The sequence below is a fragment of the Acinetobacter sp. UBA5934 genome (assembly GCF_002430855.1).
Classification (GTDB): Bacteria; Pseudomonadota; Gammaproteobacteria; order Pseudomonadales; family Moraxellaceae; genus Acinetobacter.
On sequence record NZ_DJDC01000143.1, the window covers coordinates 1 to 6,624 of the forward strand.

The following is a 6,624-nucleotide window of genomic DNA, read 5'->3' on the forward strand; positions in this document are numbered from 1 at the left end:
TGTATTGTGATCTACATCTTTAGCAATGTTGTAGAGCTGATATACAGAACGTGATGCCTTTGCAGAATTTGGATATTGATTAACCACAATATTATAGTTCTTTTTGGCTTCCACATAATTGGTTGGTTCAATCGCCAGATTAAATTCAGCAAGCCAAAAATAAGCATTACTGATATAGACACTATTGGGGTTATTCTTGATAAAGTTTTGCATAGGCGCAATGGCTTTTTTTGCACCGCCTTGTTTATAGGCATCCAATGCGACAGTATAGGCTGCCTTGTCCAGTTCAGCTGAAGAGGGCTGAGCACTAGCGGGAGCAGTTCGTTTAGCTGCTGCGGCAGTCGCTGGATTTGATGGCGTAGAAGATGCTACTGGGGCTGGGGTGCTTGTGCCGGTGCTGGGAGACGTATCCTGTTGGTTATCCTCCTCTGGCGCTGCACTTTCGGGATCTACTTTTTGTTGCAGCAGTTCTAGACGTTGATCCAAATCAGTATATCGATTGGTCAGTTCATGTTTCAGCTGTTCAATTTCATTGTCCTGTTCTTCAATTTTCCCGCGTAATGCACGAATGTCATTTTCTAATTGCTGGTTTTTTTGCATGATTTGCCAATTCAGGTTGGTTGGCACATTGGCAACAGTTGCACCTGAGTTAATGGCAACATTATTAGCACTTAGGTCAATAGCGTTATTTTGACTCAAGCCGCGTGATTCAATTGGAACATTGGCATATAGTGAAGCGGAACCCAATAAGGTGAGTACACATAAAGCATGCTGTTTGAGCATCATAAAAAACATCCATTTTGTATTCTTTGGTACTTTTTAAACCCAAGGTTTTAAAGCGTGACCATTTAAAAGACATGACGACATTAAAAACGTCCGGTCCATAAAATGCAATATGTGTTTACAATCTTGTCGTAGGCTTAAAGTAATTTATTGGACTGATAAAAAATATCCAAAAATACTGTTTTTTATCAATATTGTTTTTTAAATAATCAAATAAAAGGAATGTTGTTGGAAAATGGGTTTGAAGACTTGCAAGTTGATTAAAAATCTCTATACTCTGTTCTTGCAATGGTAGCCCTGCCGGTTACTTCGCAATTGTACTCCACGAACCCCGCCAGGACCGGAAGGTAGCAACGGTAGTGGAAATATGATGTGCCGAAGGCTTGCTGGTAGGGTTGCCACCATATTTATAATTAAAAAAGACAGAGTCATCCTTTCCTTTAGTCTCATCTATTATTTTATATTTTAAAATTACACCTAGTATTTTCTATGTGTATGTGATCGTTATGCTTATTTCTATTTTAATCGCGTTATGCTTATTCCATCGCAATCTTTTGGCCTCAAGATGTTCATTTCCTTGTTGAGCATGGTGATTGGCTTACTATCCCGCAGTTATATTATTCGTTTATGGCGTTATAAGACCGTTTTTGGATAATCAGCATTTAATAATTTATAGCTTAAGAACCATAATCATTGACCTGGCACAAATAGAAGCAAGTGATGAACGCATGGTGAAGGAATTTACTCACATCAATCTTTATTTTTAAGGGCAAAACTTCCTGAGATGAGACTGTATGAGTATTTGGAGCAATACGATGAGCTTCGTAATTATTTTTTAGCGAATTATTCATATCGTCATCGGGATTGAACAGAATTCCGAATTCTGAGGAGGATATTAATCCTCAGGTTTGCGGCCAATTGCTTTCATAATCGCATCCATTTCAAAACCACGATACATCAAAAAACGAATTTGTTTGGCTTTCAATTTTGGCTCTTTTTCAACTGCCAGTCCAAACTTTTTTACTTTTAGTTGATAAGCCTGTTCATTCCAGTCGGTTTCTTTTAATTCGTCCTGAATTAAACTGCTATCAATTTTTTTCGATTTTAAAGCCAGCTTAATGCGGTTGGGACCTTTGCCTTTACGTTTCTGGCTCGACAGCATCATTTCAGCTACACGTTGGTCACTCTGATAATTTTCTTTTGCCAGTTCATCCACCAGCTTAACCACTTCCTCACGATCCATGGCATAAAGCGCAAGTTTCTCAATCAGATCTGCTTTCGAGTATTCCTTACGAGTCAATACCGCAAAAGCATAGGAACGTAAGCGTGTTCCAGTCAGGCCTTGAGGTTTTGGTTCAGATGGAGCTTCAAAATGTAAGGCGTTTGAATCTGTAGATATATTTGAATGGGGGGATTCTGGTGCTGATTCATCAAACTGCTGCTTGAGCGTTTCATAGTCAAGCATGTTGGGAAATTTTGGATTGCTCATAAGGGTTAGATCACATCAAATAAAAAACGCCCCGTAGGGCGTTTTACAGTTTAACTGGAAAAATTCGACTTTAACATCATGCTGATTAAGCATCTAGAAAGTCTGGTTCTTCTTCGTCTTTTTCTTCAATTGGCTTGGTTACAGGGGTTAACAGTTTTTCGCGAATCAGACGGTCAAGTTCCTGTGCAATTTGAGGATTTTCCTCTAAATGACGGATCACATTGTTTTTACCTTGGCCAATTTTATTGCCTTGATATGAGTACCAGGCACCCGCTTTTTGTACCAGTTCTTGAGCTACTGCAAGATCAACCAGTTCGCCCAGTTGGTTCACACCTTTACCATACAGAATCTGGAATAACGCTTCTTTGAACGGAGGCGCCATTTTGTTCTTCACGACTTTAACCCGTGTTTCAGAACCGACAATCTCGTCACCTTCTTTCACTTGACCGATACGGCGGATATCCAGACGTACAGAAGCGTAGAATTTAAGCGCGTTACCACCAGTGGTAGTTTCAGGGCTACCAAACATTACACCAATCTTCATACGGATCTGGTTAATGAAGATCACCATACAGTTAGAGCGTTTTGCATTACCGGTAATTTTACGCAGTGCCTGACTCATCAAACGAGCTTGCAGACCCATATGCGAGTCGCCCATTTCGCCTTCAATTTCAGCGCGTGGGGTTAATGCTGCTACGGAGTCGACAACGATCATGTCAATTGCACCAGAGCGTACCAGCATGTCGGCAATTTCAAGCGCCTGTTCACCATTGTCCGGTTGTGACACAAGCAGATTGTCGATATCTACGCCTAACTTGCGTGCATATTGCGGATCAAGCGCATGTTCGGCATCAATAAAGGCACAAGTACCACCAGCTTTTTGACATTCTGCAATAGCTTGCAAGGTCATGGTGGTTTTACCTGATGATTCAGGACCATAGATTTCGATGATACGGCCTTTAGGCAGACCACCGATACCTAGTGCGATATCCAGGGTTAAAGAACCTGTAGAAACCGCTTCAACGGCTTGTACAGTGTTATCACCAAGACGCATTACTGTATTTTTACCAAATTGTTTTTCAATTTGGCTTAGGGCAGCGTTCAGCGCCTTGCTTTTATTATCATCCATCTCACAACCTCAAAACGATGTCACAGAAATATTAACTTAAGTGGATGTGTTACTTTCAAACGTGTTCCACCCAAGTATAGTGACAGATTCATTCTTTATGTTCTATATCAATTCGGTCGAGTACGACAGAATATGACGCTTAAATTAATCATGACTATAAGACCAGTCTTGGTCAAATTGCTGATCATTATCTTGTTTAAATTTACTGATTTGCCGTCGATCTTTTTTACTTGGCCGATGTTCAGGTCGGGCTAGATTATGCAACTTTCTTTGGGTAGCAATCAACTCCCGTCTTGCAACACTGACTTCAGTTTCTTCATAAAGTTGCTGGGCAATCGGTGCTGCACCGCGAATACCCGACAAAGCTTTAATCACCACAGTTTTACGGTCAAAACCCTGCTGTATGGTCAGCTCCATCCCGACACGAACCTCTTTAGAAACTTTAACCCGTTCACCATTATGATGTACTTTGCCGCCTTCAATTGCAGATTTAGATATCGAACGTGTTTTAAAAAAACGTGCTGCCCACAACCATTTATCAACACGCATACTTTCAACATGGTTTTGTTGAGAAGAATTAGGCATATTTTTTCAGATCCTCAGCTTGTTCTAAGATCACCATTAAATCAGTCAAATCTTGTAAAATAGGATAAGAGCTTTCAGTTCTTATCTCTCTTTTAGATGAGGGCTGGGCAATGGTAATTAAATGCCGGATACCAAATTTTTCTGCACCTTTGAGTACTTTTTCAGTGTCATCAATAAAATAGCAATGTTCGACCGGAAAAGGATGCAGTGCATGAAGCTTTTGCCAAAATTCGATAGATTCCTTGGCATGGCCTATGCTTTCACTGCTGACAATTACATCAAAGTAATGCGCAATTCGGGTTTGTTCGAGTTTAAATTTTAAACCTTCGCAATCGGCATTGGTCGCTATCCAGCAAGCATAGCCTTGGCTTTTAAGATATTCCAGCAATTTAATACAGCCTGAATGTAAAGCCACCTTGTGTTTGAACTCGTGTTGTAGGGCCAGTGTATCTACACCTACTTTCGAGCTCCAGAAACGTGTGGAATACCAGTTTAAAGTATGATTGTATTGCTGATAAAACTGAAATAGCGCTTGGGTACTTTGTTCGAGTGTACAGTTATGCTTTTGCGCATAGCGAATGGGAAGCTGATGATTCCAGATGAAATCATCATAGGCAAGATCAAGAAGCGTACCATCCATATCAAAAATGATGATGGGTTTTTCTGAATAATTCGGCATATGAAGGTAATCTATGTTTAAAGCAACAACAGCACCGCAAGATGCTTTGATTTTACAGTTGGTTCCCATTGTGACACAGGCATGTGAAATTTTGCGAGCAGAATATCAGGCCTATTGTGCAGGTGAAAGTTTCGATGTCGAGCATAAAAGTGACCAGTCACCTGTGACCCAGGCAGATTATCGGGTCAATGCCTTTATCACCAAGGTATTACAAACCACCTTTCCGAACATTTCGTTGTTATCTGAAGAAGGTGACAATACCCAGCGCAAGCAATGGCGAAATTTCTGGTTACTTGACCCTCTGGATGGCACCAAGGAATTTCTGCATAAACGTCCCGAATTTACAATTAACTTGAGTCTGGTAGAAGGTGCCTATACCACTTTTGCAGTCTTGGCCATACCGGGTGAGCAAACGATCTATTTTTGTCCCAAACAAGGCATGCCCTTAAAATTTGAGATTGAAACGGGACAGTGGCTGCAATATGCCGATGATGTGCAGTCTAAAACTGTACAGGTTGGTTTAAGTCAAAGTAGTCAAAACAAGCCCAAATATGCCGAATACCTAGGCATTTTGAAGCAGCAAGTTGATATTGTGGAGTTCAAGGCGGGGAGTGCCTATAAATTTTGTATGATGCTGGAAGGAAAAGTAGATATTTATCCACGTTTCCATCCGACCAGCGAGTGGGATACCAGTGCAGGGCAATGCCTGATTGAGCGCATCGGTGGTGGTCTGGTCGATTTTAAGGGCAGACCCTTTGTATACAATCAGCGTGACAGTTTGCTGAACGGTGGTTTTATCGCATTTCGAAATGAAAAAATGAAAAATTTAGCCTTCCAGACGCTAGAACTTATGGCGAACGTTCATTGAGCTGAAGCTTGAACATGCTATAGTGTTGGATGTACCCATGTTTAATTTTTTGGCTGCTTCATGGCGTTAGATCTACTCCCTACAAGTATGCTGAAGGCGCTTGATTTACTGCCTGATGCAAAAACTCCGGTGACTTTGTTTACCCGCCATTCTATTCGTGAAGTAGTGGGAGGGCAGGGTTTGGCTGGCTATGACTTGCAATTGACACAACAAGGTCGTGATCTGGCGCAGGCTTGGGGAAGCTATTTAATTGATAATACGGATCGTAGTATTCAGCACTGCATTTCCAGTCCAATCCAACGCTGTGTCGATACCGCTGCTTTGATGATCCAGGGGGCCGACGCGAGTACGCTGGCACAAAATACCCATCATATTGAAATTGTCGAGCAAGGCTTATTGGTCGAGCCGGGAAGTTTTGTACTGGATATTAAACAGGCGGGACCTTATTTTCGAAAACAGGGTGCTTTGGGCTTTATTAACAGTTTTGTCAATAATGCCTTACCAGGAATGAAACATCCCATTACTGGCGTGGTGGATGTGTTGGAACTGATTTATAACACTCATCCACAAGATCATTTCGGTTTAAGTCTGGCCGTGAGTCACGATACCATTTTGGCGGCCATTATTGCGGTGATTTCCGGTCGCAATACCGTTAGCCGGGAAGACTGGCCAAAAATGATGGAAGGTCTGTTTGTCTGGTTTGAAGGCGATGTGTTTTTAGAGTCCAAGCTGAAATGGATCTGGCGTGGTGAAGTGAATGAGCTATCGATTCGGGAATTTCAGAACCTGGAAAAAATAAAATAAAGGTTTAAAAAGCACACCTCAAATTATAGATAAAATGCAGCTACACATTTTTGATGCATCAATTTTTAAGTCTATTATTTATAGCAATTTAAATATTTCTCTAAACTAAAAAAAGCCATATTAAAATAAAGTTGTATATCTCATTTCAAAGACCTTTGTTTATAAACCTTAATATTTTCGTACAAATAAATGTTCTAACAAGTCCACGTTTTATTCCAAAAATTAAAAAATAAAACAAATAAATACAACTGTTTAGAGAAGTGCTTTGCATATTTTTTAATAGTTTA

Annotated in this window: 7 protein-coding genes and 1 other RNA gene; 3 read left to right on the forward strand and 5 right to left on the reverse strand. The window is 40.6% G+C overall.

From position 1 onward, the window contains the following. On the reverse strand, window positions 1-786 hold a 786-nt coding region (locus B2Y23_RS09760), incomplete at its 3' end, for a YbgF trimerization domain-containing protein (RefSeq protein WP_291370529.1). A 295-nt stretch (window positions 787-1,081) separates the two neighbouring features. Here B2Y23_RS09760 and ffs point away from each other — a divergent pair. After that, window positions 1,082-1,178, forward strand: an RNA gene (gene ffs / locus B2Y23_RS09765) — signal recognition particle sRNA small type. Window positions 1,179-1,678: 500 nt separating this feature from the next. Here ffs and B2Y23_RS09770 read toward each other — a convergent pair. The 4 genes from B2Y23_RS09770 to B2Y23_RS09785 form a co-directional block, all read right to left on the reverse strand. After that, window positions 1,679-2,272 carry a regulatory protein RecX gene (locus tag B2Y23_RS09770; RefSeq protein WP_291370531.1) on the reverse strand — a complete coding sequence of 198 codons (594 nt, stop codon included), beginning with the start codon at window positions 2,270-2,272 and terminating at the stop codon, window positions 1,679-1,681. Between the two features lie 85 nt (window positions 2,273-2,357). Further along, window positions 2,358-3,401, reverse strand: coding sequence for a recombinase RecA (recA, locus tag B2Y23_RS09775; RefSeq protein ID WP_291353929.1), 1,044 nt, complete (start codon window positions 3,399-3,401; stop codon window positions 2,358-2,360). A gap of 144 nt (window positions 3,402-3,545) precedes the next feature. After that, window positions 3,546-3,986 (reverse strand): RNA-binding S4 domain-containing protein, encoded by a 441-nt coding sequence (locus B2Y23_RS09780; RefSeq protein WP_291353931.1) that lies wholly within the window; start codon window positions 3,984-3,986, stop codon window positions 3,546-3,548. Further along, window positions 3,979-4,665: an HAD-IA family hydrolase gene (locus B2Y23_RS09785; protein WP_291370533.1), complete on the reverse strand. Its 687-nt coding sequence runs from the start codon at window positions 4,663-4,665 to the stop codon at window positions 3,979-3,981. Before B2Y23_RS09785 ends, B2Y23_RS09780 begins: the two co-directional genes overlap by 8 nt. Before the next feature lie 13 nt (window positions 4,666-4,678). Here B2Y23_RS09785 and B2Y23_RS09790 point away from each other — a divergent pair, with 13 nt between their 5' ends. Continuing rightward, window positions 4,679-5,533, forward strand: coding sequence for a 3'(2'),5'-bisphosphate nucleotidase CysQ family protein (locus tag B2Y23_RS09790; RefSeq protein WP_291370535.1), 855 nt, complete (start codon window positions 4,679-4,681; stop codon window positions 5,531-5,533). A gap of 60 nt (window positions 5,534-5,593) precedes the next feature. Beyond that, window positions 5,594-6,337, forward strand: coding sequence for a histidine phosphatase family protein (locus B2Y23_RS09795; protein ID WP_291370537.1), 744 nt, complete (start codon window positions 5,594-5,596; stop codon window positions 6,335-6,337). The last annotated feature ends 287 nt before the right edge of the window (window positions 6,338-6,624 follow it).